This is a genomic window from Alicyclobacillus contaminans DSM 17975 (assembly GCF_000429525.1).
GTDB classification, from domain to species: domain Bacteria; phylum Bacillota; class Bacilli; order Alicyclobacillales; family Alicyclobacillaceae; genus Alicyclobacillus_A; species Alicyclobacillus_A contaminans.
Window position 1 is genome coordinate 77,283 of record NZ_AUCA01000007.1, and the last position, 19,215, is coordinate 96,497.

Genomic DNA, 19,215 nt, shown 5'->3' on the forward strand with positions numbered 1-19,215 from the left:
GTATGGGCATACGCCCGGTCCTGTTTATGGGCTCATTCGGTCAGTTCGCCAAGCGTTGTCCAGACTTCCAGTTTGGTCTTCACGCGCTGAATCACCGCATCCGTGAAGTCCGTGGTGCTCGTGCCGCCGCCGAGATCGGCCGTGCGCGCTCCGCCGACGACCGCTTCCAACGTCGCCTCGTAAATGGCGCGGGATACGGCCTGCGCTTGGCGGTTGTCATGATAGGCGAGCAACGATGCTCCCGCCAGAATCATGGCCATCGGATTGGCCACATTCTTTCCGAACAGGCTCGGGGCGGTGCCATGGGGGGCTTCCGCCATAATCACCTGGGGCTTCCACTGTTCGTCGAGCGCCAGCAGAATGGATTCCGATCCGGCAATCGATCCGAACATCTGCAGGACCAGGTCGGACAGGCAGTCACCGTCCCGGTTGAGAGCCGGAATCACCAACGCTTCGCCCGCTTTCACCAACAGCAGCGCGTAGGTGGCGTCAATCAACTGCGGTTCATAGGCCACACCTGGATAGCGCTTGGCGGCAGCGTCCAACTCTTCCTTCAGCATGCCTTCATAGACAGGGCTGACCGTGAACTTGGGGCCCCCGAACACTTTGGCATTGGTCCGTTGCGCGTGTTGGAATGCGTATTCTGCGACGCCGCGGCAGACTTTGCGCGAAATTTTCTCGGTGCGGAATGCAATCTCGTCGCCATCCGCGGATTCTCGCCACTCCTTCGCGCCATAGGCGTCGTCCACCGCCATGCGGACCACGGAAATCGGGGAGTACACGCCGACCGGGGGCGCAATTCCCGGAATTCGACGGCCTGTCCGCACAATGACGGTGCCGTTGATTTCCTTGCGCAGAATGGCGTTGGGGCTGCCGACGTCACCGCTGGTTTCGGGAGTGATGGTGGCCGCTTTGAGACCATAGCGATGTTCCTTCATGGCCCGTGCCGCTTCGAAGACCACCTGGTTGTTCGTCTTGCGGCGATTTTCCAAACTCAGATCATAGCGCAGAAATTCGATGGGAAGGCCCGTGACCTCAGGGGACAGAACGCGCAACGCCTCTTCCAACAGTTCCTGGCCGGTCTGGTCTCCTTCCATCACCACGATGGTTAGATGGTTGCTCATCTCTCATACACCTCGGTTCTTGGATGTGGCGGATTGCAACTGTTCAGGATGGGAGGGCGCATCCGGACAGCCTGTCTAATGCGAGAGCAACTTAGTGATGAGCGCTGCGGACTCCCGCACGACCTCGATATACTCCGACATTTTGCTCTGCGTGAAACGCGTCACCGGGCCAGAGACCGACAGGGCAGCGACAAAGCGATGTCGGCCGAAGATGGGTGCGGCCAGAGCGGCTGCACCGGAATCGCGCTCTTGAACACTGATAGCGTATCCATCCTTGCGGATATTCTCCAATTGAGTCAACAGATCTTCCCGGGAAAAGTCTGCCGGGATGGATGGGTCCGCCAGGACCTGCTCCAACGTCTCCGCATCGGCGTAGGCGAGCAGGACCTTCCCGGACGCGCCGACGTACAGGGGATACGTCTTGCCGATGGTAGCGACGTTACGAACCGGTTCCATACTTTCCACTGCCTGGATACGAATGCGCTCCGTTCCGGAACGGATATACAGGCTGACCGTTTCCGAGGTTGCGTCGCGCAGTCGAGTCATGACGGGGAGGACCGCTGTCGTCAGTTCATCCGAATGATACACATTGTGAATCAGTTCCAGGATAGTCCATCCGAGCACATACTTGTCGGTTCCGGGCTGTTTGCGGACAAACCCTTTGCTCAACATGGAGGTCAGCAAGCGATGGACCGTGCTTTTGTGCAGGCCGACTTCCCGTGCAATTTCACTCAAACTCAGGCCCGTTTCACTGCGGGAAAAGCAAAGCAGGATATCCAATGCGCGATCGACCGCACGCACGCCCGTCTGCGGAGCGTCGGGGTTTATCATACAGAGCCCTCCTGAAGGTGTCCCGCCAAACGGAACGATGTTCCGAGCGGTAGTATATCACAACCGACAAACCGACGTCACTATTTCCAGGTCTTCGGATTGTCACTTGCTGGGCAGTGCACATAGGCTATGGAGGAATGAGTGTGCGGAAGGAGGGGAGCGGGATGCAGACGTGTTTGGATGCGGTTCAGGCATATTTTGATACCAGAAACCGCGCCTGGATCACTGGAGATGTGGAAGCGATGATGCAGGCGGCCGGTTTGTCGCAGCGGCGGCACGGTATCCAGGTGGAGCGGATGACAGCGAGTATCGAGCGGCTGCGGCGTTCCATGGCCCGCCGCGGCCGCCGCTTGCTGCGCGCCCACTCCAACGTGACGGTTCGCCATCTGGGGCAGGCGGCGGACGGAACCCGGACGGTGCGGGTTGACGAACACGTGATATGGGTGTATGCGGACGGGCGCGACTACGACGTGGAAGCACGACTCATCCGGCATAATCAGCAATGGGCGCAGCACGGGGGAGTTTGGGTGCTGGTGGGATGCAGGGAATCGAGTGAAGGTGCGCCGGTGGAGGATGTTGTGGAGGACGCCTCGAGCCGTCTCGCGTTCGAGGTGACTGTTCGGGAAGAGCGGCGGCCGAAGGAGAAAACGTGTGTCCAATATGACAGACTTCGGGCCATGCGCTACGCGGAGTTGTGGTGGAACGGATGGAATCCGCAGTTCCCTCGCCTGAGCGACGACTGCACGAACTTTATTTCGCAGTGTCTCTGGGCAGGTCGCATGCCGATGAAGCGAGCCCGCAACCGCGGACAGGGGTGGTGGTGCCGATTGGGGGCAGGTGCGCGGGATGAAGCTTGGAGTTACAGTTGGACCACTTCGCAGGCGCTCTTCGCCTATCTGACGAAGCACGTCGGTGCGCATCTGGTCGGCAATCCGCAGGAACTGAAAATTGGAGATCTGGTGTTTTACGATTGGACGGGCCAGGGAAAGTATCATCATACCACCATCGTGGTCGACTTCGACGGATCCGGGCATCCATTGGTCAGTGCGCACACGGACAGCAGCTACCGGCGCCACTATCAGTACTCGGACAGCCGCGCCTGGACGCCGCGGACCACGTATCGCTACGTGCGGATGCCGGACACTTTCTGCTGACGGGCCGGCAAGTCAGGCCGTGACAACTCCTGGAATTCATGGGCCGTCCCGCCGTGACGCCTGGGTCGGCGGGTCCGGCTTATGATACACTTTGGGTGAATAGAGAGAGAAGGGGCGAAAGTTGTGCATATTGTGCTGGTGGAGCCGGAAATTCCGGCCAACACAGGGAATATTGCGAGAACTTGTGCTGCGACCGGCAGCGTGCTGCATCTGGTTCGCCCACTGGGCTTTTCCACCGATGACAAGCAGTTGAAGCGAGCCGGGCTCGATTATTGGCATCTGCTGGACATCCGGTACCACGATTCGTTCGACGAATTGTTGGACAAGCATCCGCAGGGCCGGTTTTTTTATGTCGAGACCAGCGGAAAGCGCCGGTACACGGACGTGGTGTACCGCCCGGACGATTTCGTGGTGTTTGGCAAAGAAACCAAGGGATTGCCGCAAGACTTGCTGGCACGGTTTCCGGATCAAGTCGTCCGCATTCCCATCCGGCCGGACGCGAGATCGCTCAATCTGTCGAATGCGGTGGCGGTAGTGGTCTTCGAAGCCCTGCGGCAGGTGGGCTTCCCGGAATTATGTTGAGCTGCAAATCCGCATAACGCCGCGGGTATGGGAGGGAACCGCATGACACTCCGCGCTTTGTTGTTCGATTTGGACGGCACCCTGCTGCCGTTGGATCTGGATGAATTTCTGAAAGGGTATTTTCGAGCCCTCGTCCCCAGTGTCGCGCACGTGGTGGATACGGCGACGATTGTCTCCCAGATCACAGAGGCCACCGAGGAGATGATCCGCAACGAGGATGCGAACCACACCAATGAACAGGTGTTCCGAATGGCATTCTTTGGCAAGAGTGGACTCTCCGAAGAAACGGTCTGGCCGGCGTTTGAAGCGTTCTACGAGACGGCGTTTGCATCACTGCGGGCACTCACCCAACCCACGTCGATTGCCCGGGAAATTTGTCAAACCGCATATCGAAAAGGATATCGATTGGTGTTGGCAACCAATCCTATTTTTCCGCAGACCGCGGTGCGGCAGCGGATGGAATGGGCAGGCATTGGGGATATCCCGTTTCATTTGGTGACCACGATGGAGGACATGCATTTCTGTAAACCCAATCCGAAGTATTACATGGAGATTGCGGAGAGACTGGACGTTTCCCCTGAGGAATGCATGATGATTGGCAATGACGTGCAGGAGGATGGTGTGGCGGGGAAAATCGGCATGCAGACATTTTTGGTTCGGGATTGTCTGATTGATCGCGGCGTGGGCCACATGGAATTTACGCGAGAGGGTTCGTTGGCGGATGTGCTGCGATTTGTGGAATCTTTGCCAACGATGATTGCTGAGTAACGTTCCCCGCATCCATTGGATGTGTGGCCACGCGTCCGTTGCGACACCGTTTTGCGGACGAGCTCGACTTTGCGGACACTCTGTGCGCTTACCCATTCATTGGGACGCCACAGTCCATAGGATGTGGTGTTTCAACGAAAGGGAGGGAGAAGGATGTACGGAGTATTTGGAAGCTATACCGCATGGGCAGTGGTGTTCCTCATCATCTTTGTCCTGTTCTTCCTGATTGTCCCGGGATACGGCTACGGGGCAGGTTATGGCGCCGGCGTGGCGGGCACCGGTACGGCTGTCGTTTACTGACGAGCTTCAAGATAAAGGGCTGCCCCGGTGCCAATGGCACGCGGGCAGCCCTTTGTACGCAAAGAACTTATTTCGACACAATGTGAATGGGCGAGCCAAGAGCGACTTCCGACGCTTCCATGACCATCTCTCCCAGCGTGGGGTGCGCGTGAATGGTCAGGGCGATGTCCTCCAGCGTAGCGCTCATCTCGATGGCGAGACCCAATTCCGCAATCAGGTTGGACGCCTCGGTGCCAATCACCTGTGCCCCGACCAGCACGCCGGTCGCTTTGTCGGCAATCAGGCGGACAAAGCCGGCATCGGCGCCCAGCGCCACCGCACGGCCGTTGGCCGCGTACGGGAAACGCCCAACCGCGATGTCGCCGTACTGTTCCTTGGCTTCCTGTTCGGACAGGCCCACCGAGGCGATTTCCGGATCGGAGAATACCACCGACGGGATGCACCGATAATCCACGGCACTCGGATGGCCGGCAATCGCTTCGGCGGCCACCTTGCCTTCGTAGGACGCCTTATGCGCGAGCGCGGCACCGGGCACAATGTCGCCGATAGCATAGATGTGCGGCACGCTTGTCCGACACTGGCTGTCCACTTCAATCAGGCCGCGGTCAGTCATCTTCACACCGATGCTCTCCAGGCCAAGGTCATCCGTGTTCGGGCGGCGACCCACGGTCACCAGGACGTACTCGGCCGTCACTTTCTTCTCTTCGTCGCCGACCTTGAAGGTGAGGGTGACATCCTTGTCCGTCTCTTCCACAGATTGTGCGAGTGCGTTGGTGAACACGTCCACGTTGTACTTCTTCAGGTTACGTGCCACCAGACGGGTCAACTGTTCGTCGAAGAGCGGCAGGATGGACTTGGTGCCTTCGATAATCGTAACTTTCGATCCGAACTTGGCATACGTTTGCCCCAGCTCAATGCCAATGTATCCGCCGCCGACCACAACCAGGCTCTCCGGCACGTGATCCAGCGCAAGCGCCTCTGTGGAGGAGATGACGCGTTGGCTGAACGGCAGCGCCTTGAGCTCAATCGGACGGCTGCCGGTGGCAATGATGCAATCGTTGAAGCGGAACCGTTGGCCTTCGTATTCGGACGACACGCGGACCTCGTTGGTGCTGGTGAAAATCGCTTCGCCGGCCACCACGCGGATGTTGTTGCCCTTCATCAACGTCTTGACGCCGCCGGTCATCTTGTCAACGACCGTCTGCTTCCACGCTTGCACCTTCGCGAAGTCTAATTGCGCGGTCGTCTCCACGCCCGGGAACGGCGATTGTTTCGCCGCTTCGTAGTGGTGGGCTGCCGAGATCAGCGCTTTGGACGGAATGCAACCACGGTTGAGGCAGACACCGCCCAGTTCCGCCTTGTCGACAATCACCACGGACTTTCCGAGTTGGGCAGCCCGGATGGCCGCCACATAACCGCCGGGGCCGGCGCCAATAACCAGGACATCAATGTCTTCGGTGAATTCTCCTACGACCATTCCTTACACCTCCATGATTAGCAGGCGCGGGTTTTCCAGCAACTGCTTCAGCCGGTTGATGAAGTTCTGCGCCAGTGCTCCGTCAATCACGCGATGGTCGAAGCTGAGCGACAACGCCATCATGTGTGCCGGAACGATTTCGCCGTCTTTGATAATTGGCTTTTCCGTAATTCGACCCACACCCAAAATGGCAACTTCCGGATAATTGATGATGGGCGTGAAAAACATTCCGCCTGCAGAGCCGATGTTGGTGATGGAGATGGTGCTGCCTCGCATTTCATTCGGCAGCAGCTTGTTGGTCCGGGCGCGTGTCGCCAAATCGTTGATTTCGGCGGCAATGGTCCACATGTTCTTTCTGTCTGCGTGGCGAACGACCGGTACCACCAGGCCTCGTTCCGTATCGGTGGCGATGCCGATATGGAAATACCGTTTGTACACCAACTCCTGCCGCTCTTCATCGAGCGAACTGTTGAGCACGGGGAAGTCGCGCAGCGCGGCCACCATGGCTTTGACGATGAACGGCAGATACGTGATCTTCACACCCCGCTCAGCAGCCAACGGCTTCACTTCCGCACGCAGTTTGACGAGCTCGGTCACGTTTGCTTCGTCCATGACCGTGACGTGCGGCGCGGTGTACATAGACTTCGCCATCGCCTGTGCGATGATCTTGCGAATGCCGGACAGTGGCACGCGTTCTTCGACTTCTTCGCCGGTGACGGATGCGACGGTCGCCGGTGCAGCGGACAGCGTGGAATCCGTTGCGGCGGCATCCGTGCCTGCGGTCGATGCGGCTGCCCCACCGCTCAAATACGCTTCGACGTCTGCACGAGTGATTTTACCATTTGTCCCGGTTCCGTGCACTTTTGTGATGTCTACGCCGTTTTCACGAGCGAACTTCCGAACGCCAGGGGTTGCTAGCACTTCATGCGCGTGGGACACTGCGGCCGCGTTCGCGGCAGCCGGCGCGGGTGCCGCAGCAGCCGGTGCCGGTGCAGCCGGTGTGTTCGCGGGCTTGGCTTCCTCCGTCGGAGCGGTGGCCGCCGCAACCGCGTCACCACTCACGTTGCCTTCTCCTTCCACCTCGAACGTGATGATGACGTCGCCGACTGTGGCCGTGCCGCCGGCTTCCAGGTGAATCTTGACGACCTTGCCGTCCACCGGGCTCGGGAGCTCGACCATGGCCTTGTCGTTTTCAACTTCTGCGATGGCGTCGTCCTCTTTGACGGTGTCCCCAGGTTGAACGAGCCACTTTTCAATCCGGCCCTCATGCAGGCCTTCGCCGAGTTCTGGGAAACGGAATTCATACAATGCCATGCTGTGTCACCTCCAGAAATTACAGACTGAGCGCTTTGTCGAGGCCGGCCAGCACGCGCTGCGGCGTCGGGATCCACTCGTCCTCAATCATGGCAAACGGATAGACCGTATCCGGCGGCGTGATGCGCAGCACCGGACCTTCCAGGTGATAGATGGCGTGCTCATTGATCTGGGCAATCACTTCCGCCGCCACCCCCGCGGAGCGCTGCGCTTCCTGAACCACCACCGCGCGGTGCGTCTTCTTGATGGACGCGACGATGGTGTCAATGTCAATCGGGTTGATGCTGCGCAGGTCAATGACCTCGGCTTTGACGCCTTTCGTCTTCTCGAGTTCGTCCGCGGCTTTGAGTGCCGTGTGGACCATGGCGCCGTACGCGATGACGGTCAAATCGCTGCCTTCGCGGACCACGTTCGCCTTGTCCAGGGGCACGGTGTACGCTTCGTCCGGCACCTCCATCCGCATGGAGCGGTACAGTTTCATGTGCTCCAGGAAAATCACCGGATCGTTGTCACGGATGGCGGAAATCAACAGGCCCTTCGCGTCGTACGGGTTGGATGGAATGACCACGCGGCATCCCGGGGTTTGCAGAAACAGGCCTTCCAGACTGTCGGCGTGCATTTCCGGCGTCTTCACACCGCCGCCGAATGGCGAACGAATCACCAACGGACAGGAGAACCGACCGTTCGTACGGTAACGCATACGCGTTGCCTGACCGGCGATTTCGTCCATGGCTTCAAACACGAACCCGAAGAACTGGATTTCTGCAACCGGGCGCATCCCCTGCATGGCGAGGCCAACAGCGAGCCCGGCGATGCCGGATTCAGCCAATGGCGTGTCAAAGACGCGATCCTTGCCGTACTTTTTCTGCAAGCCGTCGGTCGCGCGGAACACACCGCCGTTTTGCCCGACGTCTTCCCCAAATACGAGAATGTTGTTATCGCGGGCCAACTCCAGATCGAGCGCATTGGTGATGGCCTGAATCATCGTCATCTGTGCCATGATTTACGCTTCCTCCTTGTCGCTGTACTCTGCGCGCTGCGCCTTCAGCGAGTCGGGCAATACTTCGAACATGCTGTCAATCAGACCGGGGATGGTCATCTTCGGCGTTGCGTCCGCCTTTTTCAACGCGTCGTTGAACGCCTCTTTGGACTCTTCCATCGCGGCCTCTTCGTCCTTATCCGACCACAGGTCCTTTGCCTGAAGGTAGCTGCGGAACCGTACCAGCGGATCTTTCTGTTCCCATTCGCCTTCCAGCTCTTTCGTGCGGTAGCGGGTCGGATCATCACCGCTCATGGTGTGGGGGCCAAAGCGGAACGTCACCGCTTCAATCAACGTCGGGCCACCGCCTGCCCGCGCACGGTCCACTGCTTCTTTTACGACCGCATAGACGGCGAGAATGTCGTTGCCGTCCACCTGGACGCCCGGAATTCCTGCGGCAACCGCTTTTTGCGCCAGCGTTTCTGCGGCGGTCTGCAGCTGCACAGGCACGGAGATGGCAAATTGGTTATTCTGTACAATGAAGACGGCGGGCACATGGAACGCACCTGCAAAGTTGATGCCTTCGTAGAAGTCGCCCTGAGACGTGCCTCCGTCGCCCGTGTACGTAATGGCCACGCGCTTTTCGCCCTTCAGTTTGAAGGCCAGCGCCGTACCGGCTGTCTGTACGTATTGTGCGCCGATGATGATCTGCGGCATCAGGAAGTGGGTGTCCTTCGGCATGTCGCTGCCATGCTGGTGGCCGCGAGAGAACAGAATCCATTGATACATCGGCCAGCCGTGGAACAGCAGCTGCGGAATGTCCCGGTAGCCGGGCAGGATGAAGTCGTCGCGATTGGTGGCGTATTCACTGCCAATCATCGAGGCCTCCTGACCCGCGACCGGCGCGTAGAAGCCGAGCCGTCCCTGCCGTGTCAGCTTGATGGCGCGCTGGTCCATCACGCGGATGAACACCATGCGCCGCATCAGTTCGCGCAGATCTTCATCCTTCAGATCCGGAAGCAGGTCGGGGTTCACCACCTTGCCGGTTGGGTCAAGCACCTGCCGGAACGGGGTTACCTTGGAAGGTTCCAAAATGGTACTCATGATCTCACCTCGTTTGAGTTTCAAGCGCGGATTGCGCCGATCATCCACCAAACTAATACAGTACTACCCGATAGTATAATACACTTTTTCGAGGAATGCTGTATCCATAGAAAAATTCTTGAGTCTATCTGTTATATAATGAAACTCAAGAACCATGAAACAGCTGAATACAGATTGCCCCGGGACGCCGCGTGCCAAGCGCTCGCGCCGTCTGGTGCAGCGGAAAGGAAGCGAACGCATGCCGGAATTGGATCAATCAAAACGGCGCATCGAAACGCACACGATATACAGTGCCCATTTGTCCGAGGAAAGAACCATCAAAGTGTTTCTGCCGCCGGGGTATCGGGAAGATGAAAACTACCCGGTCATGTACTGTCATGATGGATTGGAGTTTTTTACCCACGGACGAATTGCGACGATTGCCAGTCAAAGGATGGCGGATGGGCTGTTGGATCCGCTGGTGATTGTGGGCATCGCGGTGCACAAGCAGACGCGCACCGACGACTATTCGCCGGATGGCGCGCGCCACGCGGCGTACAGTCGGTTCGTCCTTCAGGAATGCGTTCCCTTCGTTGAACAGCAGTATGCGGTGGGGCGGACCAGTGACCGGCGATTCATGGCGGGCATTTCGCTCGGAGCTGCTGCGTCGCTGTCCATTCACCTGCAGGCTCGCCAGGAGTTCCGGCAACTGCTGCTGTTTTCCGGCGCCTTTTACGAAAATGTTCGTTCCTTGGTTCGGGACGAATCGGACCTGTCCAACCTCTCGGCCTACATGGTGGTAGGGCAGGAGGAGACCGCCGTTGACATCCCGAGTGGTCCCTACGACTTTTACCGGGCGAATCAGGCCATGCGGTCCCTGCTGTTGGAGCGAGGGGCCCGCATTGATTACCATGAGGCGCCAGGAACGCACATTTGGGGATTCTGGCAGAAGCAGATGCCGGATGCGCTCCTGTGGCTGCAACGACAGTTGACGGCCCTCGGGAGCTGACGCGCAGGGACATCCTGCAATGCCAGTGCATACGCTGAGAGTAATCGGTGGGGCATCCCACCGTGTCGGATAAATTATTCGAATCCTCAGACGAGGCGGTGAGGAAAAGCGGTATGTGGCCAAGAACTTCGGGAATATCATGTAATTAATCGCTGCCCATCCATAAGTGACCGGAACAATGGCCATCGCTCCAATGGCTGCCTTGAATGAACGAGGGCATGGGCCCGATGGAAGGGGGATGTTGTCATGAGTTTTCTCCATCGACTGAGCGCCTTTCGGGCCGAAGAGGAAGCATTGCGTTGGGAAGGGACGTTTGCGGACTACCTGCAGATTGTGAGAGACAATCCTGCAGTGGCCAAGACCGCACACGCACGCATCTACGATATGATTGCCTCCGCCGGGATTGAAACGGACGAAGAAGGTCGCAGGCATTACAAGTTCTTCGAAAAAGAGATATTCGGATTGGACAGTGCGCTTGAACGGTTGGTGGAAGAATATTTTCACGCGGCCGCACGGAGACTCGAAGTACGCAAGCGGATTCTCCTGCTGATGGGGCCGGTCAGCGGCGGCAAATCGACCATCGTGACCATGCTCAAGCAGGGGCTGGAGCGCTACAGCCGCACCCTGGAAGGCGCGTTGTACGCCATCAAGGGCTGCCCGATGCACGAGGAGCCGCTGCACCTGATTCCGCCCGAACTTCGATCCGAGTTTGAACAGGAGTACGGGGTGAAAATCGAAGGGAATCTGTGCCCCTCGTGCCGCCTGAAATTGGAGACGGACTACGGCGGACGCGTGGAAGATGTGCCGGTGGAACGGATTTTGCTATCCGAGGAAAAACGCGTGGGTATCGGCACGTTCAGTCCGTCGGATCCGAAGTCGCAGGACATTGCCGATCTCACCGGAAGCATCGACTTCTCCACCATCACGGAGTACGGATCGGAATCCGATCCGCGCGCCTACCGGTTCGACGGCGAATTGAACAAGGCAAACCGCGGGTTGATGGAATTTCAGGAAATGCTCAAGTGCGACGAAAAATTCCTGTGGCACCTGCTCAGCCTGACGCAGGAAGGGAACTTCAAAGCAGGGCGGTTTGCTTTGATCTCCGCGGATGAATCGCCGGTGACACAGCACAGACCCATTCCGCACGCGAACGGCGGGTATGGTAAGATGAGGGCGTATCCCAAAGCGAGGTGGAGATCATGGACAAACACCGCGTCATGATTTTAGGCACCGGCCCAGCCGGCTTAACGGCGGCCATTTACGCAGCTCGTGCAAACCTGGCTCCGGTTGTGATTGAGGGGAACGAACCGGGCGGCCAGTTGACATTGACCACTGAGGTCGAGAACTTCCCCGGCTTTCCGGACGGCATCATGGGTCCTGAACTGATGGACAACATGCGCAAGCAGGCCGAGAAATTCGGCGCCGTGTTCGTGCGTGGATTTGTCACAGCGGTGGACCTGACCAAGCGTCCATTCACGGTCACGGTGGATGACAAGCACCAGCACCAGGCCGACAGTTTAATCATTTCCACCGGTGCATCCGCAAAAATGCTTGGCATTCCAGGCGAATCGGAGATGGTTGGCCGCGGCGTGTCCACCTGCGCCACCTGTGACGGATTCTTCTTCCGGAACAAGAAGATCATTGTGGTGGGGGGCGGCGACTCGGCCATGGAGGAGGCGACCTTCCTGACCAAATTCGCGTCGGAGGTCACGATTGTTCATCGCCGCAACGAACTCCGCGCATCCAAAGTGATGCAGGAGCGGGCGCGCAACAACCCGAAAATCAAGTGGGTAATGAATGTGACGCCGGTGTCGGTCCAATCGGACGGCAACAAGGTGACGGGGCTTGAAGTGCGCGACAACGAAACCGGGCAAACGCGCGTCCTGGAAACGGAAGGTTTGTTTATCGCCATCGGCCATTCCCCGAACACCGGGTTCCTGAAGGGGCAGGTGGAACTGGATGAAGTGGGGTACATCAAGACCAACGGCGTCACCACCGCCACCAGCGTGGAGGGCGTGTTCGCCTGCGGCGACGTGATGGATCCCCATTATCGCCAGGCCATCACGGCTGCGGGCAGCGGCTGCAAGGCGGCCCTGGATGTGGAACGGTATCTCGAGTCCTCCAGCACCCACGACTGGTCGGTCTCTGCAGCGCAGTGAGTCTCATGCGGACCAGCGGTTGACCAAAGCGCTGCCGATGTGGGCATCCCGCGCCCCCATGGCTGGCGTTTTCGCCACCGAATCCACGACGACGTGTCGCAGATTCGGTGGCTTTTTACGCTTTCAGGGCCTCTGGCACCTTCGGTGTCAGTCCAACCGACGGGGGACCACCACCAAATCGAACCGCGTGGGCCGGTTGCGCCGTCCGCCTTTTTGCACGCGGGTGAGACGAACCTGTTGAAACAGCTGCTTGAGCAGCATGTTTCTGGAAGATGGACGACGGAGGGAACGATACACCTCCTGCCAATTGTGAGCGTTCCGCCAGGGCTCCCATTCTTCCACCGGCTTCATGTCCGCACCCTCCGAACCCGCCGCCGCGACGCGTTCACATTCGCGTTTGACCTCCAAATACTCCTCCCGCGTGAGGATTCCGTCCAGCAACAGGGTCCGGGCGCGCTTCAGACGCGCGGTCAAGGGGCTCGCTCCGACATTCGAGCCATGCGACGCTCGCGAGGAGCGGCGGTGCCTGGTCCCAACTTCGAAGGCGTGCTGCCATCGAGGCTGTTCAAATGGCAGCGCGCGCAGGGCACATTCCAGCTGGGTTTCACAATCCCGGTATTTGACCGCGTAGCGGCAGCGCGGGCAATACAGGAACTCTCGGCTGTACACGGACGTGGTGCCGTCCTTCCGGCGGTACGTCCGATTGGAAGCCTGGCGGACCAGCTTGCCCGCACACGCGCCGCAATGCACCACGCCGGCCAGTTCCCAGACCATCGACGGACCGGCCGAGCGTGTGGCGCGCGCTGCCGGCGTCTCACGGATCGCGCCAGTCTGGCACTGTTCCCAAAGCGCCTGCGGCACAATCGCCGGAAACGCGTTTTCCACCACAATTCGCTCATCGCTTGGACGTTCCGTCACACGTCCAGTGAGCGGATTCCGCTCCGTTTTCCGGAACACCAACGTCCCGCGGTACGCGGGATTGCGCAGCATGCGGCGAATGACTTCCGGATGCCACTTCGCGTTGCCGCGCGGACTAACGTAGCCGTGCTGTTGGAGTCTGTCCACAATCGCTCGGTAGCCAAGCCGCTCCTCTCCGTACCAGGAGAAGATCCGGCGTACCACATCGGCCTCGTCCGGTGTCGGCTGCAGCGTTTGGGTTTCCGCATTGTACCGGTAGCCGTAGGGAACAGAGCCGGCCACCCAGTTGCCGCGAGCGGCGCCATCGTACTTGCCTTCGGTCAACCGCCAGAGCGTCATTTCGTATTCTTCCCGATGAAAGAACAGGGAAAAGCGAATCATTCGCAGGTCACTCATATTGCGCGGATTGTAGATGGCGTCCTTCGTGATGATGAACACGCGGTGCTGGCGCAGGGTGTCGTACACCACGCCCATATCGCGATAGCTCCCGCGGCCGAGGCGTGACAGGTCCTTGCAGACAATCGCCTGATAGGTCGATCCGAGCAGCGGCAGCAGCCGCCGAAACACCGGGCGCTGGGCGATGCTGTCGCCGGACGCGACCTCTTCCATGATGTCGTATTCCACGTCGTAGCGGGACAGCACGTCGTGCACGAGCATCTCCCGCTGTTTCGCGAGCGTGTCCTCACCCCGACGTTCCGCTTCTTCGTCTTCCCTCGACTTGCGGACGTAGCACACCACTCTTCGCACCGCAGGCGGCAGTGCAGCCATCGCTGACCCCTCCTTATGCGCGGATACTCTTTGTATATGTGTGCGGCCCTTTGAATTTGCCTCGGCCGCCGGCACAGCGCGAAACTTGACGGCGGCTGTCGGCATTCTCCGCAGCTCTTGCGGCATACGATGCACACAGGGAGGTGCCAGCCCGTGAACGGGGAGTCTGTCCTGTGTGACACCGTGCTGGGACGCGTCGTCCTCGAGGTGTCCGAATCACCGTCCGGATCGTCCTCGACCATGCCGTCCGTGCGCTACGAGACCATCGTCCGCGCGCTGCAGGCGTCGGAGGCGTCCGCAGCCAATCCGGCGGTTTTTCCATCATCTCTGTCACAGCGGTTGAAATGATTGTGGCGCATACCAATGAAGCCGAGTACCGGTCGTTCATCGCCAACAAGAAAAACGAAGCGCTGCAGTCGCGGATGATTGTCATGCCCGTGCCGTACAATCTGCGGGTGGACGAGGAAATCAAGATTTACGAGAAGTTGATTCAGCAAAGTGACCTGCGCAATGTGCACATTGCGCCCCATGCGCTCAAGACGGCCGCCATTTTCTCCATCCTCACGCGTTTGAAGGAACCGAAAAAGCAGGGCGTGGACCTGTTGAAAAAGCTCTACCTGTATAACGGTGACGCGGTGGAGGGACTGAAGGAAAGCGATCTGAAGGAACTGCGTCAGGAGTATCCGGACGAGGGGATGTCGGGGCTCGATCCACGTTACGTCATCAACCGCATCTCAACGGCGCTGATTCGCCGCGACACCACCTGCATCAACGCGTTGGATGTCCTGCGGGCGATGAAAGACGGGCTCGATCAGCACGCGGGGATCTCCCGCGAGGACAAGGAGCGCCTGCTGAACTTTGTCGGCGTCGCTCGGAAAGAGTACGACGAAATGGCGAAGACGGAAGTGCAAAAGGCGTTCGTGTACTCGTTTGAAGAATCCGCAAAAACGCTGCTTGAGAACTACCTCGACAACGTCGAGGCGTACTGCAGCTGGCAGAAGCTGAAAGACCCGCTGACCGGCGAGGAGATTGATCCGGATGAAAAACTGATGCGCTCCATCGAAGAGCAGATTGGCATTTCGGAGAACGCGAAGAAGACGTTCCGCGAGGAGATTTTGATTCGCATCTCCAGCTACGCGCGGCGCGGCAAACGATTCGACTACAACTCTCATGAACGTCTGCGCGAGGCGATTGAGAAGAAGCTGTTCGCCGACCTCAAGGATGTGGTCAAAATCACAACGTCCACCAAGACGCCGGATGCCACGCACTTGAAGAAGATCAACGAGGTGACCGCCCGGCTCATCGACGAACACGGTTACTGCCCGGTTTGCGCCAACGAACTGCTGCGCTACACGGGAAGCTTGTTGAATCGTTGACCATAGCCACGACATCACTCGCCAAGGAGGGATGCACGATGTCGGGTACGGGTACACCACAGTTCACGCTGCAACGCGATGACTGGTCGCTGCATCGGAAAGGGCAGCAGGACCAGCAGCGGCACCGCGAGAAAGTGAAGCAGGCCATCAAGGAAAACCTGGGGGACTTGATCAGCGATGAAAGCATTGTGATGAGCAACGGCCGCCAGATTGTCAAAATCCCCATTCGCTCTCTGGAAGAGTACCGGATCCGCTACAACTTCAACAAAGGAAAACACGCGGGCACCGGCGACGGAGACACGCAGGTGGGCGATGTGATTGCGCAAGGCCGGCCCGACGCACAGGGCACAGGGCAAGGGCCGGGCCAAGGTCAGGGAGCGGGTGATTCTCCCGGACTGGATTACATCGAGGCGGATGTGACGTTGGAAGACATCGAGTCGATTTTGTTCTCCGAGTTGGAGTTGCCGAATCTCGCGCCGAAACAACCGGACAATGTGGTCGTGGACGACATTCACTACAAGGACGTCCGCAAAACCGGCCTGATGGGCAACATCGACAAGAAGCGGACCCTGCTCGAGTCGATTCGCCGCAACCAATTGAATGACACTGGACGCGTCCGGATTGTGCCGGACGATTTGCGCTTCAAAACCTGGGAAGAGGTGCGCAAGCCCGAGTCCTGCGCCGTGGTGTTGGCCATGATGGACACAAGTGGAAGCATGGGGCTTTTCGAGAAGTACTGCGCACGCACATTCTTCTTCTGGATGACGCGTTTCCTGCGAACCAAGTACGAGGCTGTCCAGATTCGCTACATCGCGCATCACACCGAGGCCAAAGAGGTCACTGAGGAGCACTTCTTCACCAAGGGAGAGAGCGGCGGGACCATCTGTTCGTCCGCCTACGAGTTCGCCCTGCGGCTGATTGAACGCGAGTACCCGGCGACGCACTACAACCTGTATCCCATCCACTTCTCGGACGGTGACAACCTGACGTCCGACAATGAGAAGTGCATCAAGTTCGTCACGCAGCTGTGCGAGTTGTCGCAGATGTTCGGGTACGCCGAGGTAAATCAGTATAACGTTACATGATATCGACAAAAGACATGCCTATATCTTGAGGTAGATCTTGAGTTCGAACTGATCCCGTTTCGTCCACGACTTCTCTCGGTAGTACTCGATGCGCTCCACCACGGTTTTGAGCAGGTCGTTTTTCTCCTTGGCCGTCTGCGCCTGCTCATAGGCTTCGATGACCTCCGCTAGCCGTGGAACAAACTCCACCTGTCGTTCCGACTCCCGCTTTGCCTGTTCAAGATCCGATGTAGCCCGTTGCAGTTCATCGGCAGCTTTCTCGATGCGCTCACCGATGGCTTTGTTACGAGCCAGGAAAGTATCGACATCGTACACTTTCTGCTCCAGCAGGTCATGGAGGTTTTCGCGCTGAGATTGCAGAGTCTCAATGTCCTGCTCCAGCTGTTTGATGCGCCGCTCTAGGAGTTCGACGGTCGGAGAACTGTCTTCCTTGTGTTGAGTCCGGTGCAACTCAAACTGCATACCGCGATATATCTCTTTGAGCATCTGGATGGCACGCTGCTCCACAATCTCAAAAGCTGCGCCGCGGGCGTCACAGCCATATGTCTTGCAGAGTAAAGTATTGTGCGGCCGGTCATAAGCCTTTTGTCGCCGCATGGTACGCCCGCACTTCGCGCAGTAGAGCAGGGTGGACAAAGGGTTCGCGAGCGAATGATCTACGCGCACCTTTGCATACTTCCCTATGCGTGCCTGATATCTTTCCCATGTCTCTTTATCCACCAGCGCCTCGTGTGCGTTTTCGTGCACGATCCACTCTGACTCATCCTGCTTCATCCGTATATATCCCCGTTCTGCTTTCTGATACTTCATCCGCCCCCACACGATGTGACCATGATAGACGGGGTTGGTCAGGATCTCATGGATCATCCTCCGATCCCATACTTTCCGACCACTCGGCGTAGGTATGCCCATATCCATGAGACGTTTGCTGATCTTCGTCATACCATCTCCATCAGCGGCCCACTGAAAGATCTGACGCACCACCGGTGCCGTTTCCGGGTCTGGATAAAGTCTCAGACTTTCGTCGCGTAGATAGCCATACGGAGGTTTTCTGGAGATACTTTTCCCCTCGGCAGCACTCCCGCGCCGGCCGCGCTGTAGGCGACGCGTGATGATCTTCAACTCTCTGCGGGCCATGAATGCTTCGAATTCCGACCACTCTTCATCCAATTCGTCCTGCAGGTCATAGACCTTTCGCGGCGTGATGATGAGTGTGCCAGATGACTTGAATGTGTCTTGGATGAGTCCCTGATCCACCATGTTACCGCGGCCGAGGCGGTCAATGTCCATGCACAGCACGGCGTCAAACTTGCCGTCGCGCACGTTATACAGCAGCTGCTGCATTTCAGGGCGGTCAATGATGCGCTCGCCGCTGACGACTTCTTCAAACACATCGTCGATGCCATAGCGGTATTTCTTCGCCAGAGCAAGCAAGGTGCGTCTGTGTTTTGCCAGGGTTTCGCCTTCGCCGCGGGCCTCCGCTTCGATATCCGCGCGTGACTTACGTAGGTAGATGGCGACATGTTGGAGATTACGCGGGTAGTCCATATGATGTTCCTCCTAGGTGCGCGTGTTTTACTCCGTCGGTGACTGAGCTTCCTCCTGTCCATTGGCGGGCATGGTTGCCGCGCGCCGCGACCTCCTCACTGTCCATATGATGGCGGCGACAATGGCGATGCCGGATGCGGCACTGATGATCCAGTGATGGCGCACGAATGTGATCACGACCTGAATGAGCCAGATCACGAATCCGATGCAGAGCATGCTAACGATTAGTCCGAGTCCTGACGACTTCTTTTTTTCTCCAGGTGCAGTCGTTGGAGTCTGATTCTGCGGCGTCGTTCGCTTGGTCTCCGACTGCTTCGGTCCCGACAAGCGCTCCTCGTAGTATACCCCCGTTCCTGGGAACGTCACGCGGACCCGTTTTCCGCTCGGACCCTTGCTGTACCGTACGCCTCCCAGGCCTACACTGTATCCGACGCCGCGCTTACTGATGTTGATGCGGAACATTTTCCCGATTCGGATGCTCTTGCGGAATACCCACCCCATCCATGTCACTCCCTATCAGGCCAGCGCGTCCCAAAAGTCCACTTCATGGATGATCAGGATCCTACGGCCCTGTTTCCTCAGCTTTACCGCTTTCTCCACCTTCCTGCCATAGCACGAAAAGGCCCAGCATGGGTTGCCCTGGTCGCCTACAACGAGATAGTCAGTATCGACCGTCACGCTGTTTGAGAACCGGCCTCCATGTTCGATCACTACCTTTTGGATGTCGGCCCGCTTCATCC

The 19,215-nt window shown here is 58.4% G+C and carries 18 protein-coding genes and 2 pseudogenes; 10 read left to right on the forward strand and 10 right to left on the reverse strand.

Translation table 11 applies throughout. The annotated features are described in order from the left end of the window. Positions 1–32 precede the first annotated feature (32 nt). Together G463_RS0104595 and G463_RS0104600 are read right to left on the reverse strand one after the other, a co-directional pair. Complete coding sequence (locus G463_RS0104595; protein WP_026974220.1) at positions 33–1,124, reverse strand: isocitrate/isopropylmalate family dehydrogenase; 1,092 nt, start codon at positions 1,122–1,124, stop codon at positions 33–35. A 75-nt stretch (positions 1,125–1,199) separates the two neighbouring features. Continuing rightward, positions 1,200–1,955 (reverse strand): IclR family transcriptional regulator, encoded by a 756-nt coding sequence (locus tag G463_RS0104600; RefSeq protein ID WP_026974221.1) that lies wholly within the window; start codon positions 1,953–1,955, stop codon positions 1,200–1,202. A 164-nt stretch (positions 1,956–2,119) separates the two neighbouring features. Here G463_RS0104600 and G463_RS0104605 point away from each other — a divergent pair, with 164 nt between their 5' ends. From G463_RS0104605 to G463_RS23120, 4 genes are all read left to right on the forward strand, one after another. Continuing rightward, a complete protein-coding gene (locus tag G463_RS0104605; RefSeq protein WP_026974222.1) occupies positions 2,120–3,109 on the forward strand; it encodes an amidase domain-containing protein in 990 nt (329 codons plus the stop codon). Positions 3,110–3,232: 123 nt separating this feature from the next. Continuing rightward, positions 3,233–3,691 carry a tRNA (uridine(34)/cytosine(34)/5-carboxymethylaminomethyluridine(34)-2'-O)-methyltransferase TrmL gene (trmL, locus tag G463_RS0104610; RefSeq protein ID WP_026974223.1) on the forward strand — a complete coding sequence of 153 codons (459 nt, stop codon included), beginning with the start codon at positions 3,233–3,235 and terminating at the stop codon, positions 3,689–3,691. A 42-nt stretch (positions 3,692–3,733) separates the two neighbouring features. Further along, complete coding sequence (locus G463_RS0104615) at positions 3,734–4,459, forward strand: HAD family hydrolase (protein ID WP_026974224.1); 726 nt, start codon at positions 3,734–3,736, stop codon at positions 4,457–4,459. Positions 4,460–4,612: 153 nt separating this feature from the next. Then, a complete protein-coding gene (locus tag G463_RS23120) occupies positions 4,613–4,759 on the forward strand; it encodes a hypothetical protein (RefSeq protein ID WP_169725423.1) in 147 nt (48 codons plus the stop codon). A gap of 67 nt (positions 4,760–4,826) precedes the next feature. Here the strand turns inward: G463_RS23120 and lpdA are convergent, their stop codons facing one another. From lpdA to pdhA, 4 genes are read right to left on the reverse strand one after another with little or no spacing between them, the layout of a single operon-like run. Further along, positions 4,827–6,236, reverse strand: coding sequence for a dihydrolipoyl dehydrogenase (lpdA, locus tag G463_RS0104625; protein WP_026974225.1), 1,410 nt, complete (start codon positions 6,234–6,236; stop codon positions 4,827–4,829). A gap of 3 nt (positions 6,237–6,239) precedes the next feature. After that, positions 6,240–7,550: a dihydrolipoamide acetyltransferase family protein gene (locus G463_RS0104630; RefSeq protein WP_026974226.1), complete on the reverse strand. Its 1,311-nt coding sequence runs from the start codon at positions 7,548–7,550 to the stop codon at positions 6,240–6,242. Positions 7,551–7,569: 19 nt separating this feature from the next. Beyond that, complete coding sequence (locus G463_RS0104635) at positions 7,570–8,550, reverse strand: alpha-ketoacid dehydrogenase subunit beta (protein ID WP_026974227.1); 981 nt, start codon at positions 8,548–8,550, stop codon at positions 7,570–7,572. 3 nt (positions 8,551–8,553) lie between these two features. Further along, the gene (pdhA, locus tag G463_RS0104640) at positions 8,554–9,633 is read right to left on the reverse strand and encodes a pyruvate dehydrogenase (acetyl-transferring) E1 component subunit alpha (RefSeq protein ID WP_026974228.1); all 1,080 of its coding nucleotides are present in this window, start codon (positions 9,631–9,633) and stop codon (positions 8,554–8,556) included. 238 nt (positions 9,634–9,871) lie between these two features. On the opposite strand from pdhA, the gene G463_RS0104645 reads away from it, so the two are divergent. From G463_RS0104645 to trxB, 3 genes and pseudogenes are all read left to right on the forward strand, one after another. Continuing rightward, a complete protein-coding gene (locus G463_RS0104645) occupies positions 9,872–10,621 on the forward strand; it encodes an alpha/beta hydrolase (protein WP_051321934.1) in 750 nt (249 codons plus the stop codon). Positions 10,622–10,867: 246 nt separating this feature from the next. Beyond that, positions 10,868–11,734: pseudogene (locus G463_RS18815) on the forward strand (protein prkA); the annotation flags it as partial. Between the two features lie 86 nt (positions 11,735–11,820). Next, a complete protein-coding gene (gene trxB, locus G463_RS0104655) occupies positions 11,821–12,780 on the forward strand; it encodes a thioredoxin-disulfide reductase (RefSeq protein WP_026974230.1) in 960 nt (319 codons plus the stop codon). A gap of 147 nt (positions 12,781–12,927) precedes the next feature. Here the strand turns inward: trxB and G463_RS18820 are convergent, their stop codons facing one another. Next, on the reverse strand, positions 12,928–14,466 hold the full coding sequence (locus G463_RS18820) for a recombinase family protein (protein WP_051321935.1): 1,539 nt from the start codon (positions 14,464–14,466) through the stop codon (positions 12,928–12,930). 153 nt (positions 14,467–14,619) lie between these two features. Here G463_RS18820 and G463_RS0104665 point away from each other — a divergent pair, with 153 nt between their 5' ends. The 3 genes and pseudogenes from G463_RS0104665 to yhbH all read left to right on the forward strand — a co-directional run bounded on the left by G463_RS0104665 (position 14,620) and on the right by yhbH (position 16,927). Further along, positions 14,620–14,814 carry a hypothetical protein gene (locus G463_RS0104665; protein WP_026974231.1) on the forward strand — a complete coding sequence of 65 codons (195 nt, stop codon included), beginning with the start codon at positions 14,620–14,622 and terminating at the stop codon, positions 14,812–14,814. Then, positions 14,781–15,842, forward strand: a pseudogene (locus G463_RS18825) (protein prkA); the annotation flags it as partial. The gene G463_RS0104665 and the pseudogene G463_RS18825, both read left to right, overlap by 34 nt. Before the next feature lie 38 nt (positions 15,843–15,880). Further along, positions 15,881–16,927 (forward strand): sporulation protein YhbH, encoded by a 1,047-nt coding sequence (gene yhbH / locus G463_RS18830; protein WP_084171218.1) that lies wholly within the window; start codon positions 15,881–15,883, stop codon positions 16,925–16,927. A gap of 18 nt (positions 16,928–16,945) precedes the next feature. Here the strand turns inward: yhbH and G463_RS22160 are convergent, their stop codons facing one another. The 3 genes from G463_RS22160 to G463_RS0104690 all read right to left on the reverse strand — a co-directional run. Next, positions 16,946–18,475 carry a recombinase family protein gene (locus G463_RS22160; RefSeq protein WP_026974232.1) on the reverse strand — a complete coding sequence of 510 codons (1,530 nt, stop codon included), beginning with the start codon at positions 18,473–18,475 and terminating at the stop codon, positions 16,946–16,948. A gap of 27 nt (positions 18,476–18,502) precedes the next feature. Further along, the gene (locus G463_RS21595) at positions 18,503–18,976 is read right to left on the reverse strand and encodes a DUF4236 domain-containing protein (RefSeq protein ID WP_051321937.1); all 474 of its coding nucleotides are present in this window, start codon (positions 18,974–18,976) and stop codon (positions 18,503–18,505) included. 15 nt (positions 18,977–18,991) lie between these two features. After that, positions 18,992–19,215: BRCT domain-containing protein (locus G463_RS0104690; RefSeq protein WP_026974233.1), on the reverse strand; the 224-nt coding region annotated here is incomplete at its 5' end.

Bases quoted from the DNA above. Each gene is read 5' to 3' on its own strand.
- G463_RS0104595 (WP_026974220.1), bottom strand. From the start codon at position 1,124: ATGAGCAACCATCTAACCATCGTGGTGATGGAAGGAGACCAGACCGGC.
- G463_RS0104600 (WP_026974221.1), bottom strand. From the start codon at position 1,955: ATGATAAACCCCGACGCTCCGCAGACGGGCGTGCGTGCGGTCGATCGC.
- G463_RS0104605 (WP_026974222.1), top strand. From the start codon at position 2,120: ATGCAGACGTGTTTGGATGCGGTTCAGGCATATTTTGATACCAGAAAC.
- G463_RS0104615 (WP_026974224.1), top strand. From the start codon at position 3,734: ATGACACTCCGCGCTTTGTTGTTCGATTTGGACGGCACCCTGCTGCCG.
- G463_RS23120 (WP_169725423.1), top strand. From the start codon at position 4,613: ATGTACGGAGTATTTGGAAGCTATACCGCATGGGCAGTGGTGTTCCTC.
- lpdA (WP_026974225.1), bottom strand. From the start codon at position 6,236: ATGGTCGTAGGAGAATTCACCGAAGACATTGATGTCCTGGTTATTGGC.
- G463_RS0104630 (WP_026974226.1), bottom strand. From the start codon at position 7,550: ATGGCATTGTATGAATTCCGTTTCCCAGAACTCGGCGAAGGCCTGCAT.
- G463_RS0104635 (WP_026974227.1), bottom strand. From the start codon at position 8,550: ATGGCACAGATGACGATGATTCAGGCCATCACCAATGCGCTCGATCTG.
- pdhA (WP_026974228.1), bottom strand. From the start codon at position 9,633: ATGAGTACCATTTTGGAACCTTCCAAGGTAACCCCGTTCCGGCAGGTG.
- G463_RS0104645 (WP_051321934.1), top strand. From the start codon at position 9,872: ATGCCGGAATTGGATCAATCAAAACGGCGCATCGAAACGCACACGATA.
- trxB (WP_026974230.1), top strand. From the start codon at position 11,821: ATGGACAAACACCGCGTCATGATTTTAGGCACCGGCCCAGCCGGCTTA.
- G463_RS18820 (WP_051321935.1), bottom strand. From the start codon at position 14,466: ATGGCTGCACTGCCGCCTGCGGTGCGAAGAGTGGTGTGCTACGTCCGC.
- yhbH (WP_084171218.1), top strand. From the start codon at position 15,881: ATGTCGGGTACGGGTACACCACAGTTCACGCTGCAACGCGATGACTGG.
- G463_RS22160 (WP_026974232.1), bottom strand. From the start codon at position 18,475: ATGGACTACCCGCGTAATCTCCAACATGTCGCCATCTACCTACGTAAG.
- G463_RS21595 (WP_051321937.1), bottom strand. From the start codon at position 18,976: ATGGGGTGGGTATTCCGCAAGAGCATCCGAATCGGGAAAATGTTCCGC.